Raw genomic sequence first — 20,169 nt, forward strand, 5'->3', positions numbered from 1 at the left:
GGAGTGTCCTCTAGATGGGGTGGGAGTGAGGCGGCAGTTGCTGAGGGTTCTCAGGAAGTGAAGGGGCTTACGCCCGGTTCAGTCCTTGCCCCGGTAGGGTTCAACATATTGCAGGGCCATGTCCCACGGGAAGAATATCCATGTGTCCTGGCTGACTTCGGTGATGAAGGTGTCGACCTGAGGGCGGCCCTTGGGTTTGGCATAGACGGTGGCGAAATGCGCTTTGGGGTATTGGGCGCGGACCACTTCGAGGGTTTTGCCGCTGTCCACCAGATCGTCAATGATCAATATGCCTGTGCCGTCACCCATCAGTTCTGCATCCGGGGATTTGAGCACCTTGGCCTCTGATTGGTCCTGGTGGTCATAGGATTTGATCGAGATGGTATCGACAGTGCGGATATCCAGTTCGCGCGCCGCAATCATCGCCGGGGCCATGCCGCCGCGGGTAATCGCAACGACGGCCCGCCATGCGCCATTGTCGGGTCCCTGACCGTCAAGCCGCCAGGCCAACGCGCGGCTGTCACGGTGAATCTGGTCCCAGGAAATGTGAAAGCCCTTTTCATGCGGTAATTGCGTGTCGTTCATGTCGGATACCTTTGCAGCAGAAGTTTGAGGCCAAGCCCGCCTAGAAGCAGGGCAGCGATGCGGTCAAGATGCGGTTTCGCGCGCAGATAACGTGCGCGCGCGGCAGATGCGCTCAGGACAAAAGCGCAGCCGGTATAGAACAAGATTTCCAAGGTGAGGTGGTTCAGCCAGATCATCCCAATCTCAGGACCTGAGAGGTTGGGGGGAAACACTACGACAAGGACCGCCGCAGCAAAAAGAACAGATTTGGGATTGCCGAGGTTTACAAGGAAACCGTCCATGAAGGCGCGGCCATGCGGTTTGGTTCCGGCTGTCATCGGCTGTTTCGCCCCGCGCCATGTCGCGACCGCCAGATAGATGAGATAGGCCGCACCACCGATCTTCAGCATGGCAAAGGTCCATGGAAAATAGGCAAAGACAGCGTCCATACCCAAAAGGGCGCAGAGCGTCCAAAGGCTCGCCATCAGGCCAAGACCAAATCCGGTGGCGATACCCGCACGCCTGCCATTGGACACGGTACTGCGTACCGCCATCAAAAATGCAGCACCGGGGCTGAGGATTGATACAATCAGCACGGCGTTGAAAGCGATCATATGCTCCAGGGTCATGACAAGGACCTTGTTTTAAACGAACAAGCGAACACTGCAGTCATCCCAGTCCGATCCGTATGCCGAACCCACCGAGCAAAACTGCAAAGACGCGCTCAGTGTTCATTTTGACCCTGGCATAAAGGCGACGAGGTGCAGGGCGGGAAAAGACCAGTGCGACAACGGCGTACCATGCACATTCAACCGCAAATACCAGAACGAGGATCGACACCGCATCCACCAGACTTGGGCTGGACGGGACGAGGCCGGAAAAGATGGCAGCGAAAAACGCCAGCGCCTTTGGGTTGGCAAGATCCGTCCACAGACCCAATAAGAACGATTGCAGCGCACCGCGCGGCATTTCGGCGTTTTGTTCCGGCAGGCGATCAGGTGCATGTCGCCACAGAGTGACGGCGATACAGATCAGAAACAGCGCCCCGGCGATGCGCAACCCGGTTTGCAGCCATGGCATCAGTTCGAACAAGATCGACAGACCTGCAAGGGCCGCCGCCGCCCAAAGGACAACAGCAAACGCCAATCCCACAGTCAGCCACAGCGCCGGGCGCATCCCTTCTCCGGCAGCGGTGCGCACCGTCAGCACAAACGCGGGCCCGGGGCTCATCGCGAGAAGCAGTTGCACCAAGGCAAGAGAGGCGAGCGCGGCTGCGGTCACTCTTTGGCCATGTCAGGCGCGTCCACCGCCTTCATCCCAACCACGTGGTATCCGGCGTCCACATGCAGGTTTTCGCCGGTTGTGCCGCTGCCCAGATCGCTCAGCAGATACAGTGCTGCCTTGCCGACGTCCTCGATTGTCACATTGCGGCGCAGGGGAGAGTTGTATTCGTTCCATTTCATTATATAGCGGAAATCGCCAATGCCAGATGCGGCCAGTGTTTTGATCGGTCCTGCCGAGATTGCATTGACGCGAATGCCGTCTTTGCCCAGATCTTCGGCCAGGTATTTGACCGACGCCTCAAGGGCGGCTTTGGCCACGCCCATCACGTTATAATGCGGCATCACTTTTTCAGCCCCATAATAGGTCAGGGTGACCGCAGCGGCACCCGGCGACATCATCTTTTCGGCACGGGCCATCACCGCGGTAAATGAATAGACCGAGATGTCCATCGACATTGCAAAATTGGCGCGACTTGTATCAACATAGCGACCGCGCAACTCGTTTTTATCTGAAAAACCAATGGCATGGACGACAAAGTCAATCTCGCCCCATGTCTCTTTCAGGTTGTCAAAAAGCGCATCGATCGAAGCCTCATCGCCAACGTCACACGGCAGCACGATATTGCTGCCAAGTTGTGCTGCCAAAGGATCAACCCGCTTTTTCAACGCGTCGCCCTGATAGGAAAAGGCAAGTTCAGCACCGGCATCAGCCAGTGATTTGGCCACGCCCCATGCGATTGATTTATCGTTTGCGAGGCCCATGATCAGCCCTCGTTTTCCTTGCATCAGATCATTTGCCATATCGCTGCCCTGTTATTACCCGGTTCTTTGTTGCGGGTTTAAGCCATTAGGTGCGCCCCAGCAAGGCCAACGGAAGTCGGTGCGGGCCGGTCAATAACGCTTGGGTTTATGTGCATGAATGCAAGCAGTCGAATTTGATATTTTCTCAATCTGACACAATCATTGTCTTGTTGCCTTTCTTTTTAAGGTGTTAGGACCTATGCTAACGTTAACGATTTGACAGCCAAAAAACGGCTCAAAAAGCGGTATATTTCTAGGTAAGAACTGAAAGCGAAGGATGACGGGCGACTTGGAAACCACGGTATTGCAAGAGAACCGGACGGGGGTTTTTGCGGGAGATGATCCTTTCGTGATTGCACGCCGCTGGCTTGAAGAAGCGCAAGGCAAAGAACCCAATGATCCCAATGCGATAGCGCTGTCGACGGTTGACGCTGGCGGATTGCCCAATGCCCGGATGGTCCTGCTTAAGGAAATCGAAGCTGCTGCATTTGTTTTCTATACCAACTACGAAAGTATAAAAGCGCGGGAATTGGACAGTGCCGGGAAAGCCGCGTTTGTGATGCACTGGAAATCCCTGCGCCGCCAGATCCGGGTGCGCGGGCTGATCAGCCGCGAAAACGGGCCGCAGGCGGATGAGTATTATGCGTCCCGGTCGCTAAAGAGCCGTTTGGGTGCTTGGGCGTCAAGGCAATCGCAACCGCTCAGCAGTCGAACCGCTTTGATGGCCGAGGTCGCCAAGGCGACAGCGAAACATGGGCTCAATCCCAGTCGGCCACCTTTCTGGGGTGGCTATCGCTTAACACCGGTCGAGATTGAGTTTTGGGCGGATGGTGAGTTTCGCCTGCATGACCGTTTTAGATGGCAACGGGCATCCCCGAAAGATGCTTGGATGATCGAGCGGCTTAGCCCCTGATCAAGGTTACAGTGTAGATAGTATTAGTGAGTTGAAGTTTGTTGGGCGTCAGAAAAAAATGGAGCGACCGCAGTGTGGTCGTTTTGATATCAAGGGACTGTTGTGACGGATAAAGAAGAAATAAACCAAGAGGCGGTCGCGCAAGACATGTCCGGGTTTCAGCTCTCAGGTGTGGTCAAATGGTTTGACCCGAACAAAGGCTTCGGCTTTGTTATCGCTGACACCGGCGGGCCGGACATTTTACTGCACGTCAATGTGTTGCGCAATTTTGGTCAAAGCTCAATCGCTGATGGGACCAGGGTTGATCTGTTTGCGCAGGAGACTGAAAGGGGGGTGCAGGCAACCAGTGTCGTTGCTGTTCATCCTCCGGAAGGATCCCATTCGATTGTGTTGGCCGATATTGTTGAGCTTGATGCCGATGCGGTCGCTGCCGCCCCGCTTGAACCTGCGCGGGTGAAATGGTTCGACAAGGCCAAGGGCTTTGGTTTTGCAAATGTATTTGGCAAGCCTGACGATGTATTTGTCCATATCGAGGTGCTGCGCCAATCGGGTCTTTCTGATCTGCAACCGGGTGAAGCGCTGGCGATGCGGGTGATTCAAGGCAAGCGCGGCCATATGGCGGCTGAGGTGCAGGCATGGGAATCCGTACAAACGTAAATGGGCTGCGGCGCTCAGTAGTTGCCCTGATCCTGGCGGTCAGTGCTGTTGCGGCTCAGGCAGAACAATCCTGCAGCGAGGATACAGTCACGTTGCGGGGGGCCTGGGGCAGCGCGCGGTTCACCGTTGAGGTCGCCGACGAGCCCCAAGAGCAGCAGCAAGGCCTTATGCACCGGGAGACGATGGCCCTCGGCAACGGCATGCTGTTTGTCTATGACAGTCCCCAGACACTCAGTTTCTGGATGCGCAATACGCTGATCCCGTTGGATATGGTGTTCATTGATGCGCGCGGTGTCGTGCAGCACATTCACCATATGGCAAAACCACTGGATGAAACGCCGATCTTGGGCGGTCAGGACCTGCTTTCCGCGCTGGAGATCAATGGCGGGTTGGCGAAACGGTTGGGGATCACGGTGGGCAGCCAGGTCCGCCATCCTGCGTTCGCGGATCATTTGCCGGTCTGGCCCTGTTAGCGGTGTTGCGGATCGTACATGAGGAGCCTTTGTTCCGGCACGATCAATTTTGTCGCAAACTAGGGCTTTTCATTCAAAGCAAGTGTAGCTAAAGAAGCCCGTGTCGGAGCGTGGCGCAGCCTGGTAGCGCACCTGTTTTGGGTACAGGGGGTCGGAGGTTCGAATCCTCTCGCTCCGACCACTTTCACAAAATCTAGATATAGAGCCAGCCAGATGTGTCGACGCAAATTGCTACCACATTTGGGGTGCCGTGTGCGTGATTCTCGCAACAATCTGGGGCCGGATGTTACGATTTCGTGACACGGCTCAAAGTTTTTTTCTGTCACTGAATCCGGCAGGAAATTATCTGAATGTTAATCTTCTTCTTGTGGGTAAATTCATGCAAAAGATGAAAACCACTATCTAAACCTGCCGGATGGTTTGATTAATCGCGATACGTGCACCGTGATCTTTGGTGGACAAAATTGGGGATATTAACCCTTTGAATCAGGCACGCTGCGTCGGCCCAAAAAATCTAATCTGGGTCAACAGTAACTTTCGCAAAAAATGGTAATAAAATCGTTGACCAAATAGGTCCCAATACGTCAGGTTGTGCAAGCCGACGATGACGCCACAAGATGTAGTGGTTAACGCTCAAAAGGCGCATCGGGGCACGAGGGACAGGTAAACGACTATTATAGCGTTGTGTTACTGCATCGCCGCCGGGATATGGTCCGGTTGGCCGTTGGAACCTTGTGTCTGCGTCACGGCGACACAATAGGGCGGGGGCCTCTGCAATGACAGATGCGCCTCTTGGATGGTAACGCTGAACATGAGGCAGCTAAGATGAAAATTGAACGGAAATTCACGAAAGTCGGGCAGGACGCGTATAGCGATTTGGATTTTGTCACCACGGTGTCAGAAATCCGTAATCCGGATGGGTCAGTTGTATTCAAGCTCGACGATGTGGAGGTTCCTTCAAGCTGGAGCCAGGTTGCCAGCGACGTGATTGCGCAGAAATATTTCCGCAAGGCCGGCGTGCCGAGCGCGATGAAGAAGGTCAAAGAAAAGGGTGTGCCAGAGTTCCTGTGGCGCTCTGTTCCGGCAGAGGGTGCGACAATGGGCGGCGAGACGTCCTCAAAGCAGGTGTTTGACCGTCTGGCGGGGGCATGGGCCTATTGGGGTTGGAAGGGTGGCTATTTCACCACCGAAGAAGACGCGCAGGCCTATTATGACGAAATGCGCCACATGCTGGCCAGCCAGCGTGCGGCACCCAATTCTCCGCAGTGGTTCAACACTGGTTTGCACTGGGCCTATGGCATCGATGGCCCGGCGCAGGGTCATTATTACGTTGATTACAAAACCGGCAAGCTGACACGCTCCAAATCCTCTTATGAGCACCCCCAGCCACACGCCTGTTTTATCCAGTCGGTTAAGGATGATCTGGTTGGTGATGGCGGCATCATGGATCTGTGGGTCCGCGAAGCACGGCTGTTTAAATATGGCTCTGGCACCGGCACCAACTTTTCCAGCCTGCGCGCAGCGGGCGAAAGCCTGTCGGGGGGCGGCAAATCATCCGGACTGATGGGATTCCTGAAAATTGGTGACCGCGCGGCGGGCGCAATCAAATCGGGCGGCACCACACGGCGCGCGGCCAAGATGGTGATCGTGGATGCCGATCACCCTGATATTCAGGACTTCATCAACTGGAAAGTCATTGAAGAGCAGAAAGTGGCGTCCATCGTTGCAGGCTCCAAAATGCACGAAGAAAAGCTGAACCTGATCTTTGCAGCGATCAAGGGCTGGGACGGGGCAGAGGCCGATGCCTATGATCCTGCGCACAATACTCAGCTGAAATCGGCGATCCGTGAGGCCAAAAAGGTGGCGATCCCCGAGACCTACGTGAAGCGCGTGCTGGACTATGCCAAGCAGGGTCACACCTCGATTGAATTCCCGACCTATGACACTGATTGGGATTCGGAAGCCTATTCATCCGTATCCGGCCAGAACTCCAACAACTCGATCCGCGTTACCAATGCTTTCCTGAAAGCCGTTGAGAAAGACGCCGACTGGGAATTGATCGACCGTGTGAACGGTAAGGTCGCAAAAACAATACGCGCCCGTGAATTGTGGGAACAGGTAGGCCATGCCGCATGGGCCTGTGCCGATCCGGGCATCCAGTATCATGACACCGTCAACGACTGGCACACCTGCCCGGAAGACGGTGCAATCCGTGGTTCAAACCCTTGTTCTGAATATATGTTTCTGGATGATACGGCCTGCAACCTTGCGTCGATGAACCTGCTGACCTTCTTGGAGAACGGTGAATTTCAGGTTGAGGACTACATGCACGCATCGCGTCTGTGGACCGTGACATTGGAAATCTCGGTGATGATGGCGCAGTTCCCGTCCAAGGAAATCGCGCAGCGCTCTTATGACTTCCGTACCTTGGGTCTGGGCTATGCCAACATCGGCGGCTTGCTGATGAACATGGGGTATTCCTATGACAGCGACGAGGGCCGCGCGCTCTGCGGATCGCTGACCGCGATCATGACCGGCGTATCATATGCCACAAGTGCCGAGATTGCTGGTGAGTTGGGTCCATTCCCCGGCTACGCCAAAAACGCCGAGCACATGCAACGGGTCATTCGCAACCACCGCAATGCGGCCTACGGCGAAAGCAAAGGCTACGAGAAACTGTCGATCAAGCCCGTGCCGCTGGACCATCACAATTGTCCGCAGCCCGGTCTTGTTGATGTGGCGATGTCGTGCTGGGATGAAGCCTTGAAAATGGGCGAAAAGTACGGCTTCAGAAACGCTCAGGTGTCTGTCATCGCGCCCACCGGCACCATCGGTCTGGTGATGGATTGTGACACCACCGGGATCGAGCCTGACTTTGCTCTGGTCAAATTCAAGAAACTGGCCGGTGGCGGCTATTTCAAGATTATCAACCAGTCGGTACCAGCAGCGCTGGCCAAGCAGGGCTACGGCTCAGCTCAGGTTGAGGAAATCATCAGCTATGCCGTGGGTCACGGCAGCATCGGCAACGCACCGGGCATCAACCACACTTCGTTGATGGGCCATGGGTTTGGCGCGGTCGAACTGGCCAAGGTAGACGCGGCACTGGCACAGGCCTTTGACATTCGCTTCGTGTTCAACCAATGGACGCTGGGCGAAGAGTTTTGCACGCAAGTCCTTGGTATTCCGGCGGAAAAGCTGAACGATCCGACGTTTGACCTGCTCCGGTCACTGGGCTTCAGCCGCCGTGAAATCGACGCAGCCAACGATCACGTCTGCGGGACAATGACGCTGGAAGGTGCGCCGCATCTGAAAGAAGAGCACTATAGCATCTTTGATTGCGCCAACCCCTGCGGCAAAAGGGGCAAGCGGTTCCTGGGTGTAAACAGCCACATAACCATGATGGCTGCGGCACAATCGTTTATCTCTGGTGCCATCTCAAAGACCATCAACATGGCAAACGATGCCACCATTGAAGATTGCCAGAAGGCCTATGAACTCAGCTGGTCGCTGGGCATCAAGGCCAACGCACTTTACCGCGATGGTTCCAAACTGTCACAACCGCTGGCGGCGTCGCTGGTTGAGGATGATGATGAGGCGGCAGAGATCCTCGAAAGCGGCTCTCAGCAGGAAAAAGCCACCGTGCTGGCCGAAAAGATCGTTGAAAAGATCATCATCAAAGAGCTGATCAAATCGCACCGCGAAAAGATGCCTCAGCGCCGCAAGGGATATACCCAAAAGGCCAATGTGGGCGGTCACAAAGTCTATCTGCGCACCGGCGAATACGAAGACGGCAAGCTGGGCGAGATTTTCATCGACATGCACAAGGAGGGTGCGGGTTTCCGGGCGATGATGAACAACTTTGCCATCGCGGTGTCGGTTGGTCTGCAATACGGCGTGCCGCTCGAAGAATTTGTCGACGCGTTCACCTTTACCAAGTTTGAGCCAGCCGGTCTGGTGCAGGGCAACGAAACGATCCGGTCAGCGACCTCGATCCTTGACTATATCTTCCGTGAACTCGCCGTCAGCTATCTGGACCGCACGGACCTTGCGCATGTGCAACCTTCGGGCCAGACATTTGATGATCTCGGCAAGGGCGAAGCCGAAGAGACGGTCGGCAACGTTGCCGAACTGTCCGACACGGCGGCAAACAAGTCATTGGAAGTGCTGAGACAAATCAGCTCAACCGGATATCTGCGCAACCGTTTGCCACAGGAACTTGTGGTGCTTCAGGGCGGGCAGGCCGATGCCGTTGCTGCGTTCCAGTCGCTGGTGCCAGAGGGCGCATCGGGCAACCTCGCGGTTGCGATGACGTCGTCCACGTCGGTGTCTTCGGGTACCGTGGCCCTTGATGCACGCACCAAGGCCAAGATGCAGGGCTATGAGGGCGAGGCATGCGGCGAATGTGGCAACTATACGCTGGTGCGCAACGGCACCTGCATGAAGTGCAACACCTGCGGAGGGACAAGCGGGTGTAGCTGATACAAATAGACGGAATGCCTTCATCGTTCTCAAAAGAATGACTGCCGGCATTTCATCGCACCGCGGCGCGGTGCGACTTACACGGGGCGGGTGCGCTCGCCCCTTGACGACGTTCAGGCCGCAGGCAAAACAAATACCGAGCGGTTAACATATTGAGCTTGAACGGCGAAACTTTGAGGAGGGCTTAGGCTCTCCTCTTTTTATTTTTGGGAGTGAGACATCTTGCTCCCTTCCAAAACATGGCTCCGACTGGCAAAATCAGGGTCCACATCAGCACTGCCATTCTTCTTTTGGAACAGATGATGCGGGACGCGCGGTGGTATGATACCAAGAACGCGCAAACAGAACGGGCACCTTGATGCGCATCGCAAGTTACAACATCCGAAAGGCAATCGGCCTCGACTGGCGCCGCGATGCAGACCGGATCGTGCGGGTGTTACATGAAATCGACGCGGATGTTGTCGTGCTGCAAGAGGCTGACAAACGCATTGGCCAGCGGGCGGGCGTCTTGCCTTTGGCACAGATGGAAGAAGAACTGGGCTATGTCTTTGCTGATGTATCGATACGCCCGGAAAGCCACGGCTGGCACGGCAATGCGATATTGTACCGCAAGAAAACCATGATGTTGGACCGGGCAGAGCGGGTCAAGCTGCCAACGCTTGAGCCGCGCGGCGCGATATCAGCGCGGTTTGCGGTGCCGGGGATCGAGATTGTCGGTGTGCACCTCGCTCTCAGCCGGGGCATACGCATCAGACAGATCAGAGCCATCGAAAGCTATCTTGAACACTCAGATCATCCGACGCTTGTTGCCGGGGATTTCAACATCTGGAAACGGGATACAGATATCACCGAGACGTTGCGCGGCGGGTTTGAGATGATCACGCCGGGCAACAGTTATCATGCGTCCCGTCCGGTGACAGCGCTGGACCGTTTCGTGTTGAAAGGGGCGGCGCGCCATATGTCGAGCCATGTGCACAGCTCTGATCTGGCCGCGCGTGCATCTGATCACCTGCCCATCGTCATCGACCTTGATCTGGAAAAGGACAGCGCGTGAGTCTGCTTCTTGTCCTGCACATTCTTGTGGTGGGGATGTTCACGACGCGCATCCTGTTGCGCGATGATCTGTCACCGCCTGCGCGGTTGGCTTGGTTTATTGTGCTGCTGGGTCTGCCGATCTTTGGCTCTGTGGTCTATTTCCTGTTCGGAGAGGTCGATCTGCGTGGCAAGGCCAGACGCACGCGTGCCGCGATATTTGACACCATCAAATACGATGCTGCTGCGGACATGGGGGAGGCGGAAAAACTGACGGCCCTGATTGAGCGCCCTTATCAGGCGGCGTTCAAATATGCGGCGTCGGTGAATGGTTTCCATCCGATGGCCGGTAACACCGCTGAACTGATGGCAGACAGCGCGAGAACCCACGCACGCATGATTGCGGATATTGACGCCGCAACGGACCATGTCCATGTGCTTTACTATATCTGGTTGGGCGACAGAACGGGCACCGCTTTGGCAGAGGCGTTGATCCGGGCGGTCCGTCGCGGGGTCACCTGCCGGGCGATGGCGGACGGGCTGGGGTCGCGCGTGTTGATCCGCTCGGCCCTGTGGCGGCGCATGCGGGACGCGGGCGTGCAGATGGCTGTCGCCCTGCCGCTAAACCGTCCGATCCGGACCTTACTGAACAGCCGCATTGATTTGCGCAATCACCGGAAAATAACTGTGATCGACGGTCAGATCACCTATTGTGGCAGTCGAAATTCGGCGGATCCCGAGTTTAAGATCAAGGCGAATTACGCGCCTTGGATCGACATCATGTTGCGGTTCCGCGGGCCCGTTGTTGCGCAAAACCAGCTGCTTTTCGCAACCGACTGGATGGATGCAACGGGCGAAAGGCTCGCGCGGTGCGCGGTATCTTCCAAACCGGCAAAAGACGGCTTTCCTGCACAGGCCCTGGGCTTTGGCCCGACCGAACGGAAAGGGGCCACGCCGCATCTCTTTTCCACGGCCATCGGGTGCGCACGCGCCACAGTCACATTGTCGACACCCTATTTCGTGCCTGACGCCACGGTATTGGAGTCGTTGCGCGCCGCAGCCTTTCGCGGCGTCGTGGTGACGCTGATATTCCCAAAGTTGAACGACAACTGGATCGTCGCGGCCGCTTCGCGCAGCTATTATCGCGCCTTGCTTGAGGCAGGCTGTATCATCCACGAATTCACCGGCGGGCTGCTGCATGCAAAGACCCTGACGATTGACGACAAGATCAGCCTGATCGGGTCATCTAACCTTGATCTGCGCAGTTTCGATTTGAATTATGAGAATAATATTCTTTTGCAAGACACTGAAATCACGAGCCAAATTCAGGGGCGGCAAGCAGAATATATTGCTGATTCTGAACTTGTCTCTTTGGATACCGTGATCAACTGGCCTTATCGAAAACGCATTTGGCACAATGTGATCGCCACGATCGGGCCGATCCTCTAGAACACAAAGGTTTTGTAAGATCAGTCTGCACGTGCGGCACTGACCCAGGCCACGATGGTCGCGCGGGCCTCATCATCCATCTGCACGGCATTTGGGGGCGGCATCGCGTGGCTCACGCCCGCGTGCAGATAGATTTGATCGGCATAGCGCGCAACGTCGTTTTGCGTTTCAAGCACGACGCCTTTTGGAGGCCACCGCAGGCCCTCCCAGACAGGTTCGCGGGCGTGACACATCGAACAATTGCCCAGCACGGTGTCATAGGCATCCTCAAACCCCGCCGCAGACGCAAAGTGCTGTTCATAAGGCGTTGGCGCGCGTGCCTCGGCTTCTTCCAGCGTCTCAGTGCCCGACAGCGTGGACAGCCACGCGATAAGTACGAACAACAGGACCGTCACCGCCCATGTCCAATGCGGGCCTGACCCGGTGGCGTGCATGGTATTGAAATAATGGCGAATGGTCACGCCGGTCAGAAAAATCAGGCTGGCGATGATCCAGCTGTATTCCGTGCCAAAGGCCAGTGGATAGTGGTTGGACAGCATCAAGAACACGACAGGCAGAGTCAGGTAATTGTTGTGGGTCGACCGCAGCTTGGCAATCTTGCCGTATTTGGCATCAGGCGTGCGACCGGCCTTGAGATCATTCACTACGATGCGCTGATTTGGCATGATCTGGAAAAACACGTTTGCGGTCATGATGGTCGCGGTGAATGCACCCAGATGCAACAGCGCGGCGCGGCCTGTGAAAATCTGATCATATCCCCAGGCCATGATCACCAAAATCACGAACAGCAGCAGCATCAGCAAGGTTGAATGTTCGCCCAGCTTGGATTTGCACATGAAGTCATAGGCAATCCAGCCAATGGTCAGCGACCCGCCCGAGATCACGATGCCCTGCCACAATGAAAGATTTGCCTTGGTAGGATCGAGCAGAAACAGCTCACCACCGACCCAGTAAACGATCATCAAAAGGGCAGCACCCGAAACCCAGGTGATGTAGCTTTGCCATTTGTGCCAGATCAGGTGTTCGGGCATGTTTTCAGGGGCGACCAGATACTTCTGGATGTGATAAAAACCCCCGCCATGCACCTGCCATTCCTCACCGTGGCACCCGACAGGCATGTTCGCGGCTTTGCGCAGGCCCAGATCCAGAGCGATAAAGTAGAACGATGCACCTATCCAGGCCATCGCTGTGATCACATGCAGCCACCGCACCGCAAATGCGATCCAGTCCCAAATAATTGCCAGATCGTACATGAGGCTCTCCCTAGATTCGAATTCAACGCCATACTAGGCGAGGAGACATTCTTCAGGTATTGTACCAAAATACCAAGCAGCATCAAAAAAAACAAAACAATGTCCTATCTCGATAACATCCGCACCTTTGTTCGCGTCTATGAATTGGGCAGCATGTCCGCCGCTGGCAGGGACTTGCGCATTTCGCCTGCGGTGACGTCGTCACGTATTTCGCAACTTGAAGAACACCTCAGTGTGCGTCTGTTTCAACGCACAACCCGCAGCCTGACACCGACAGAACAGGGCAAGGCATTCTATGGCGGTGCCAGCGAGATTTTGGAGGCGGTAGAGAGCGCCGAGGCGCAGGTGGTCAACATCACCGACAATCCCAAAGGCTCGCTTTATGTGGCGGCACCGCTGGGCGTCGGACGCAGGTTGATCGCCCCTTTGGTGCGGGGATTTCTCGACAAATATCCAGAAGTGAAAATCCGGCTCAGGCTGACGGACCGCAAGGTAGACCTGACCACCGAAGGTCTTGATCTGTCATTCTTTCTTGGGCAACCCGAGGACAGCAATCTGCGCATGCGCAAGATTGCGGATGTGGAACGTATCCTCTGTGCCAGCCCGGCCTATATCAAGGCGCATGGCAACCCAAGTTCCGGGCAGGAATTGATGGTGCAGAACCACGAATGTCTGAACCTTCGGTTTCCCGGTGCCACCGAATTTCAATGGCGCCTGAACACAGCCGAAGGACCAAAACGTTTTCAGATTGCCGGGCGCTATGAATGTGATGATGGTGATGTGCTGACCGATTGGGCATTGGCAGGAAATGGCATCGTGATGAAACCGATCTTTGAGGTGGCCGATCACATAAAGGCAGGGCGTTTGGTGCCGGTCGCCACCCAAAACCCGCCCGAACCCATTCAGATGGCTTGCCTTTTCACACACCGCAGGCGGCAGGATCCCAAGACCCGGCTGTTTATGGAATATGTGATCTCCCGGATCACCGAGGTCGTGCGCGACAGCACAATTCCCGCTTAACTGCCGCGATAGGTGGCGTAGCTGAACGGCGACAGCAGCAAAGGCACATGGTAATGCGTTGCTTCTGACATGCCAAAACGCAGGGGGATCACATCCAGAAACCGCGGGGATTCTGGGGGTATGCCGCAGGCATCCAGATAGTCACCTGCATGAAAGACCAGTTCATAGGTCCCGGTTTCGAACAGGCCTGCCGGCAAAATCTGTTCGTCGGTGCGCCCGTCCTCATTGGTCGTGAGTGTCTTGAGGTGAATCCGCGTTTCGCTGTCGATCCTGAAAAGGTCAATCTTGAGGCCCTGAGCTGGACAGCCGCGTGCGGTGTCGAGCACATGTGTGGTCAGATATCCGGTCATGGGTGTCTCTCCTGCTTTGTTGGTCTTTTTATAGTCTGTTGGACGCGCCATCAGCAAAGCCCTGCTGGCAGAAGACTCCTTCGTGTTTTATTTGAAAAACAAGAATATTGTTTTGAAATACAAGCATGCCATCCGGGAGGGCTTTTCTGTGAACCGATATCCACGTGACATGACAGGTTATGGCGCGACCCCGCCGAAAGCCAATTGGCCGAACGGGGCCAAGATCGCAGTTCAAATTGTCCTTAATTATGAAGAGGGTGGCGAGAATAACATCCTGCATGGTGATGCGGCGTCAGAGGCATTTCTTTCCGAAATTACAGGTGCTTCTGCCTGGCCCGGCCAGCGTCATTGGAACATGGAATCAATATACGAATACGGATCGCGGGCTGGCTTTTGGCGTTTGCACCGGATGATGAGTGACCTGCCGTTGACGGTTTATGGCGTAACAACCGCCTTGGCCCGCGCGCCTGAACAGGTTGCTGCGATGAAGGCATCAGGGTGGGAGATTGCCAGCCATGGCCTGAAATGGGTCGAACACAAGGACATGGCAGAGCAGGAAGAGCGTGCTCAGATTGCAGAGGCGATCCGTTTGCACACTGAACTCACAGGGGCTGCCCCGCGCGGATGGTACACCGGGCGTTGTTCAAACAACACTGTGCGGCTGGTCGCTGAAACCGGGCAATTTGCCTATATTGCAGATAGTTACGCCGATGATCTGCCCTATTGGATGAACTTCGATGGACGTGATCAACTGATCGTGCCCTATACGTTGGACTGCAATGACATGCGGTTTGCGATTCAAGCAGGTTTCACCAATGGGGATCAGTTTGAAAGCTACCTGAAAGACAGTTTTGATATCCTGCATGCAGAAGGGTGTGCCGGTCAGCCCAAAATGTTGTCGATTGGCCTTCATTGTCGGCTGATGGGCCGCCCGGGCCGTTCTGCGGCATTGCGACGGGTGCTGGACCATTTCAAATCACATGAAGATGTCTGGTTTGCCACGCGACTTGAGATTGCTGAACATTGGGCCAAGGAAAACCCAGCCATGCCGAAAATGCGCCCATCCCAGATGGACCGCGACACCTTTGTTGCGGAATTTGGCGGCATCTTTGAACACAGCCCATGGGTCGCCGAAGGGGCATTTGCGCATGAATTGGGTCCGACCCATGATACGGCACAAGGTGTGCATCAGATGCTGGCACGGGTGTTTCGCAGTGCGGATGCCGAAAAGCGCCTTGGCGTGCTGACCGCGCACCCCGATCTGGCGGGCAAACTGGCTGAGGCCAAGCGCCTGACCGCGGAGTCGACAGCCGAACAGGCATCGGTTGGGTTGAACGCACTCACCGATGACGAACGCCAGACCTTTACGGCGCTCAACGACGCCTATACCACGAAATTTGGTTTTCCCTTCATCATTGCGGTGCGCGACAACACCAAAGCGTCGATCATGGACGCCTTCAAGCGGCGCATCGAAAACGACCGTGACACCGAATTTTCTGAAGCGTGCAGGCAGGTTGAACGGATAGCGGAACTGCGGCTACAGGAAAAGTTTTGCGCATGAACAACCGGATCAAGATCGCCCCCCTGACGGCGCAGGCCTTTGCGCCCTACGGCGATGTGTTGGAGGTATCAGGGACGCCGGATAAAATCATCAATCAGGGGAAATGCGGGCGGTTTCATGACCTGGCCAATTTGGATTTTGCTGATGGCAAGGCAGGGATCAGCATCTTTCAGGGCGAAAAAGAAACGCTGCCCCTGACGCTGGAAATGGTGGAGCGCCACCCAGAGGGCAGTCAGGCGTTTGTACCGATGTCTGCTGATCCGTTTTTGGTGGTTGTTGCGGCGGATAAGGCTGGCACACCAATTGACCCACGCGCGTTTTTGACCGCACCCGGTCAGGCGATCAATTTCCATCGCGGCACCTGGCACGGCGTTTTGACACCGCTGTCCGAGCCGGGCGTTTTTGCCGTCATCGACCGTATCGGCAATGGCGCGAACCTTGAGGAACACTGGTTCACGCAACCCTACATCATCGAACAATGACCAGACTGGTGGCCTAAACGCCAGCTAACGCAATAACCAAAAGGGACTTATGATCATGACAGATGCCTCCATCGGGACCCCGGAACAGCTCCGCGACCCAAATTATACCCCGGCGCTGCACCGCGCGGTGCCCTTGGGAATACAACATGTGCTGGCCATGTTTGTCTCAAACGTGACCCCTGCGATCATCATCGCGGGTGCCGCTGGCTTTGGCTTTGGCTCTGACGCGGGGGCGCAGGGTTTTCCGGACATGACCTATCTCATCCAGATGTCGATGCTCTTTGCCGGTGTTGCGACGTTGTTCCAGACCATTGGTTTTGGCCCCGTTGGCGCGCGGCTGCCGATTGTGCAGGGCACCAGTTTTGCGTTCATCCCTATCATGATCCCGCTGGTGGCAGGCAAAGGTGTCGAGGCATTGCCAGCCCTCTTTGGGGGTGTGGTCATTGGCGGTCTGTTCCACACGTTTATTGCGACGTTTATTGGCAAGATCCGATTTGCCTTGCCGCCACTGGTCACGGGCCTTGTGGTCACGATGATCGGTTTGGCGCTGGTCAAGGTCGGCATCCAATATGCCGCAGGTGGTGTGCCTGCCATTGACCAGCCTGAATATGGATCGTTGCTGAACTGGTCAGCCGCATTGGTTGTGATCTTTGTGACGCTGGCGCTCAAATTCTATGCCAAAGGCATGTTGGCGGTGTCCGCTGTCGTGATTGGTATTTTCGTTGGTTATTTCTATGCCATGGCGATGGGCATGGTCACGCTGGAGGGCATTGCCACCAGCTGGGGCCGCGCGGCACCTGTCGCCTTCCCGGTTCCGTTCAAATACGGGTTCGAGATGAGCTTTGCGGCGATTGTCGGATTTTGTCTGATGGCCTTTGTTTCCGCCGTTGAGACGGTTGGCGATGTGTCCGGTATCACCAAAGGGGGTGCCGGGCGTGAGGCAACGGAAGAAGAGATCACAGGTGCGACCTATGCTGACGGTATTGGCACGGCGGTTGCAGGTGTATTCGGCGGTTTCCCCAACACCTCGTTCAGCCAGAATGTCGGTCTGATTGCGATGACCGGTGTGATGTCCCGGCACGTTGTCACCATCGGTGCGATCTTTTTGATCCTCTGCGGGATGATCCCCAAAGTGGGTGCTGTGATCCGCACCATCCCAATTGAGGTTCTGGGGGGCGGTGTGATCGTGATGTTCGGCATGGTGGTGGCGGCGGGCATTTCGATGCTGTCCGACGTGAATTGGAACCGCCGCAACATGGTGATCTTTGCGATTGCCCTGTCGGTGGGCCTTGGCCTGCAACTGGACCCCAAGGCGGTTCAGTATTTGCCAGACACGCTGCGCATTCTGATGACGTCGGGCCTTCTGCCTGCTGCGTTGATTGCGATCGTTTTGAACCTGATCCTGCCAGAGGAGCTTTCTGGGGAAGCAACAGAAGAAGTCTCGGGCGGCATGGCCGGTCACGGGGCGGGATCTCTGCCAAAGGACAACTGACCCTCGGGTGCGTGCACCCTTGAAACAGCAAAGGGCGCTCCAGTTGGGAGCGCCCTTTTTTGTCGCTAAATCAGTGACCTCAGTCTGAGACCTTTCAAATGCCCTCGATCATCTCAAAGGCCAACTTCTTAGAAATCGACCTCAATGGCGACGCCCTGTTGCACCGCAAGTTCCACCACCTTGGCAGCGACGGCCAGATCCTGCAGACCAACGCCCGTCCCATCAAACAAGGTGATCTCATCCTCCGATGTCCGGCCCTTGTGGGTTCCGTTGATCACCGCGCCGATCTGATGCACATCACTTTGCTTGATCAGGCCCTCGGCAATGGCGTGCTGCGCCTCGCCAATGCTGATGGATTGCGCCACTTCGTCGGTAAAGACCGTTGCGCGGGCCAGCAGGGCGGCCTCGACCTCTTGCTTGCCTTTGGTGTCGGTGCCCATGCAGGCGATGTGGGTGCCGGGCGAGACATGATCCGCCATCAGCGAAGGCGCAAAGGCTGAGGTGATCGAGATGATGACGTCAGCCTCGCCCATGCCGTCCAGTTCAACCGCCTCAAACGGCAGGCCCGCCTCGGTCGCGACCTTTTCAAGGTTGGGCAGCATATCGGGGTGATAGTTCCAGCCGATGACTTTTTCAAAGCGGCCCTGTTCCAATGCGGCGCGCAATTGGAAGGTGGCCTGATGGCCTGCACCGATCATGCCCATGACCCTTGCGTCCTTGCGCGCCAGATGTTTGATCGACACCGAAGACGCCGCCGCCGTGCGCAGCGCTGTCAACAGGTTGCCGCCCACCATTGCCTTGACCATGCCGGTGTCGGGATCGAACAAAAATACCGTGGACTGGTGGTTGATGTGGCCGTGTTTTTCCAGATTGTGGGGCCAATAGCCGCCCGCCTTGACCCCCAGTGCCATGCCCGCCTTGTCAAAGCCGCCTTTGAACCCATAAAGCGCGTCCTCGTGGCCAATGGCCTCGCGGATGACGGGGAAATTATAGGCGTCTTTTGATGCCATAGCGGCAAAGACACCACTCACCGCATCAAATGCCGCGTCTCGGGTCATCAGGGCAGCAATTTCGCGTTCGGGAACGATTATCATGGGGTTCTCCTAATAAAATGCGTGCGCCTGCGTGTGGTGCCGGGAACGGCAGGCACGCAGGCGTCTTTTCTTCAACGTCGCTGTTGAAGGTGTTGTAATCAATACGCTTTGCCGCGCGCGGACACGGGCCAGACTGTTTCAACCTTGCCGCCGCGGACACCGACATACCAATCATGGACGTTGCAGGTCGGGTCACAGTGGCCGGGCACAAGGCGCAGCTTGTCGTTGACCTTGAGAACACCTTTGGGGTCGCGGATCACGCCATGCTCGTCTGAGCATTTAAAATATTCGACATCCGTGCGGCCATAGACCACCGGCAGGCCACTATCGACGGATTGTGCCTTGAGGCCCGCATCAACGACAGCAAGATCGGCCTTGGCGTGGGACATGACGGAGGTCAGAATGAACAATGCGTTTTCCCATTCGCCCTGGTCAATGCGGTTCCCGTCCTTGTCGAGGATACGGCCATAATCGGCATCCATGAACGCATAAGAACCACACTGCAACTCATTGAAAACACCAGAAGTCCCTTCAAAATAGTAGGACCCGGTGCCACCGCCGCCAACGATATCGCACTCCAAGCCCTGCTCCTTGAGGCCCGCAATTGCGTCAGCGACCTGCGCCACGGCGGTGTCGATCTTGGCCTTGCGATCTTCGTAAGAATCCAGGTGCTGCATGGCACCCTGATAGGCTTGCAAGCCGGCAAACTTAAGCCCATCTGCGGCATCGATCAGCTTGGCGATGTGAATAACGTCCTGCGTTGTTGTAACACCGCATCGGCCCGCGCCGCAGTCAATCTCGACGACACATTCGATCTGGGTTCCGTGCCTGACCGCTGCCGCAGAAAGGTCCGCAACATTTTCGGGGTCGTCCACACAACAGATCGTGCGCGCGCCAAGCAAAGGCAGCCGGGCGAGACGGTCAATCTTTGCGGGTTGGGTCACTTGATTGGACACCATCACGTCTTTGATGCCGCCACGGGCGAACACTTCTGCCTCGGACACTTTCTGGCAGCACACACCAACTGAACCGCCCAGCTTTTCCTGAAGTTTGGCCACATCGACGGATTTATGCATTTTGCCGTGCACCCGGTGCCGCACACCCATTTCTTTGGCAAAGTTGCCCATCTTGACGATGTTACGCTCTAGCGCGTCCAGATCGAGCACGAGGCAGGGTGTTTCGATGTCTGCCTCGTCCATACCCGGCACGGCCGGAACGTCGTAACCGACTTCGAGGTTTTCAAAATTTACATGCGTGTTCATGAGG

Annotated in this window: 18 protein-coding genes and 1 tRNA gene; 11 read left to right on the forward strand and 8 right to left on the reverse strand. The window is 56.1% G+C overall.

Annotated elements, in window-relative coordinates; translation table 11 throughout:
• Window positions 1–78 precede the first annotated feature (78 nt).
• Genes gpt through fabI form a run of 4 tightly spaced genes read right to left on the reverse strand, consistent with a single transcriptional unit; the run spans window position 79 to window position 2,648 of the window.
• A complete protein-coding gene (gpt, locus tag ACEWL3_RS05540; protein ID WP_114878957.1) occupies window positions 79–585 on the reverse strand; it encodes a xanthine phosphoribosyltransferase in 507 nt (168 codons plus the stop codon).
• On the reverse strand, window positions 582–1,193 hold the full coding sequence (locus tag ACEWL3_RS05545) for a LysE family translocator (RefSeq protein ID WP_386180089.1): 612 nt from the start codon (window positions 1,191–1,193) through the stop codon (window positions 582–584). The genes gpt and ACEWL3_RS05545 overlap by 4 nt, the downstream gene beginning before the upstream one ends.
• Window positions 1,194–1,233: 40 nt before the next feature.
• Window positions 1,234–1,845 (reverse strand): LysE family translocator, encoded by a 612-nt coding sequence (locus tag ACEWL3_RS05550; protein WP_386180092.1) that lies wholly within the window; start codon window positions 1,843–1,845, stop codon window positions 1,234–1,236.
• Entirely contained in the window at window positions 1,842–2,648 is an 807-nt protein-coding gene (fabI, locus tag ACEWL3_RS05555; protein ID WP_386180095.1) for an enoyl-ACP reductase FabI, read from the reverse strand. Before fabI ends, ACEWL3_RS05550 begins: the two co-directional genes overlap by 4 nt.
• Before the next feature lie 277 nt (window positions 2,649–2,925).
• Here fabI and pdxH point away from each other — a divergent pair, with 277 nt between their 5' ends.
• The 7 genes from pdxH to cls all read left to right on the forward strand — a co-directional run bounded on the left by pdxH (window position 2,926) and on the right by cls (window position 11,651).
• Window positions 2,926–3,561 carry a pyridoxamine 5'-phosphate oxidase gene (gene pdxH / locus ACEWL3_RS05560; protein ID WP_386180098.1) on the forward strand — a complete coding sequence of 212 codons (636 nt, stop codon included), beginning with the start codon at window positions 2,926–2,928 and terminating at the stop codon, window positions 3,559–3,561.
• A 147-nt stretch (window positions 3,562–3,708) separates the two neighbouring features.
• Window positions 3,709–4,218, forward strand: a complete 510-nt coding sequence (locus ACEWL3_RS05565) for a cold-shock protein (RefSeq protein WP_205389918.1) — start codon at window positions 3,709–3,711, stop codon at window positions 4,216–4,218.
• Complete coding sequence (locus ACEWL3_RS05570; RefSeq protein ID WP_386180101.1) at window positions 4,197–4,691, forward strand: DUF192 domain-containing protein; 495 nt, start codon at window positions 4,197–4,199, stop codon at window positions 4,689–4,691. Before ACEWL3_RS05565 ends, ACEWL3_RS05570 begins: the two co-directional genes overlap by 22 nt.
• A gap of 104 nt (window positions 4,692–4,795) precedes the next feature.
• A tRNA-Pro gene (locus ACEWL3_RS05575) sits at window positions 4,796–4,872 on the forward strand.
• A 644-nt stretch (window positions 4,873–5,516) separates the two neighbouring features.
• Window positions 5,517–9,170, forward strand: coding sequence for a vitamin B12-dependent ribonucleotide reductase (locus ACEWL3_RS05580; protein WP_386180104.1), 3,654 nt, complete (start codon window positions 5,517–5,519; stop codon window positions 9,168–9,170).
• A gap of 358 nt (window positions 9,171–9,528) precedes the next feature.
• Entirely contained in the window at window positions 9,529–10,224 is a 696-nt protein-coding gene (locus ACEWL3_RS05585; RefSeq protein ID WP_386180107.1) for an endonuclease/exonuclease/phosphatase family protein, read from the forward strand.
• Entirely contained in the window at window positions 10,221–11,651 is a 1,431-nt protein-coding gene (gene cls / locus ACEWL3_RS05590) for a cardiolipin synthase (RefSeq protein ID WP_386180110.1), read from the forward strand. Before ACEWL3_RS05585 ends, cls begins: the two co-directional genes overlap by 4 nt.
• A 20-nt stretch (window positions 11,652–11,671) precedes the next feature.
• On the opposite strand, the gene ACEWL3_RS05595 is transcribed toward cls, so the two are convergent.
• Window positions 11,672–12,904 (reverse strand): urate hydroxylase PuuD, encoded by a 1,233-nt coding sequence (locus tag ACEWL3_RS05595; protein WP_386180113.1) that lies wholly within the window; start codon window positions 12,902–12,904, stop codon window positions 11,672–11,674.
• Between the two features lie 99 nt (window positions 12,905–13,003).
• Here ACEWL3_RS05595 and ACEWL3_RS05600 point away from each other — a divergent pair, with 99 nt between their 5' ends.
• The gene (locus tag ACEWL3_RS05600) at window positions 13,004–13,924 is read left to right on the forward strand and encodes a LysR family transcriptional regulator (RefSeq protein ID WP_386180115.1); all 921 of its coding nucleotides are present in this window, start codon (window positions 13,004–13,006) and stop codon (window positions 13,922–13,924) included.
• Here ACEWL3_RS05600 and uraH read toward each other — a convergent pair.
• Complete coding sequence (gene uraH / locus ACEWL3_RS05605) at window positions 13,921–14,274, reverse strand: hydroxyisourate hydrolase (RefSeq protein WP_386180491.1); 354 nt, start codon at window positions 14,272–14,274, stop codon at window positions 13,921–13,923. The two genes, ACEWL3_RS05600 and uraH, sit on opposite strands and share 4 nt — an antisense overlap.
• Window positions 14,275–14,422: 148 nt before the next feature.
• Here uraH and puuE point away from each other — a divergent pair, with 148 nt between their 5' ends.
• Genes puuE through ACEWL3_RS05620 form a run of 3 tightly spaced genes read left to right on the forward strand, consistent with a single transcriptional unit; the run spans window position 14,423 to window position 17,809 of the window.
• Complete coding sequence (gene puuE, locus ACEWL3_RS05610; protein WP_386180118.1) at window positions 14,423–15,835, forward strand: allantoinase PuuE; 1,413 nt, start codon at window positions 14,423–14,425, stop codon at window positions 15,833–15,835.
• A complete protein-coding gene (locus ACEWL3_RS05615; RefSeq protein WP_386180120.1) occupies window positions 15,832–16,317 on the forward strand; it encodes an ureidoglycolate lyase in 486 nt (161 codons plus the stop codon). The genes puuE and ACEWL3_RS05615 overlap by 4 nt, the downstream gene beginning before the upstream one ends.
• 55 nt (window positions 16,318–16,372) lie before the next feature.
• Complete coding sequence (locus ACEWL3_RS05620; RefSeq protein WP_386180123.1) at window positions 16,373–17,809, forward strand: nucleobase:cation symporter-2 family protein; 1,437 nt, start codon at window positions 16,373–16,375, stop codon at window positions 17,807–17,809.
• A 128-nt stretch (window positions 17,810–17,937) separates the two neighbouring features.
• On the opposite strand, the gene bhcD is transcribed toward ACEWL3_RS05620, so the two are convergent.
• Window positions 17,938–18,903 carry an iminosuccinate reductase BhcD gene (bhcD, locus tag ACEWL3_RS05625; RefSeq protein WP_386180126.1) on the reverse strand — a complete coding sequence of 322 codons (966 nt, stop codon included), beginning with the start codon at window positions 18,901–18,903 and terminating at the stop codon, window positions 17,938–17,940.
• A gap of 98 nt (window positions 18,904–19,001) precedes the next feature.
• Window positions 19,002–20,165 carry a 3-hydroxy-D-aspartate aldolase BhcC gene (bhcC, locus tag ACEWL3_RS05630; protein ID WP_386180129.1) on the reverse strand — a complete coding sequence of 388 codons (1,164 nt, stop codon included), beginning with the start codon at window positions 20,163–20,165 and terminating at the stop codon, window positions 19,002–19,004.
• Window positions 20,166–20,169 lie beyond the last annotated feature (4 nt).

The organism is Sulfitobacter sediminivivens, from assembly GCF_042611115.2.
Lineage (GTDB): Bacteria > Pseudomonadota > Alphaproteobacteria > Rhodobacterales > Rhodobacteraceae > Sulfitobacter > Sulfitobacter sediminivivens.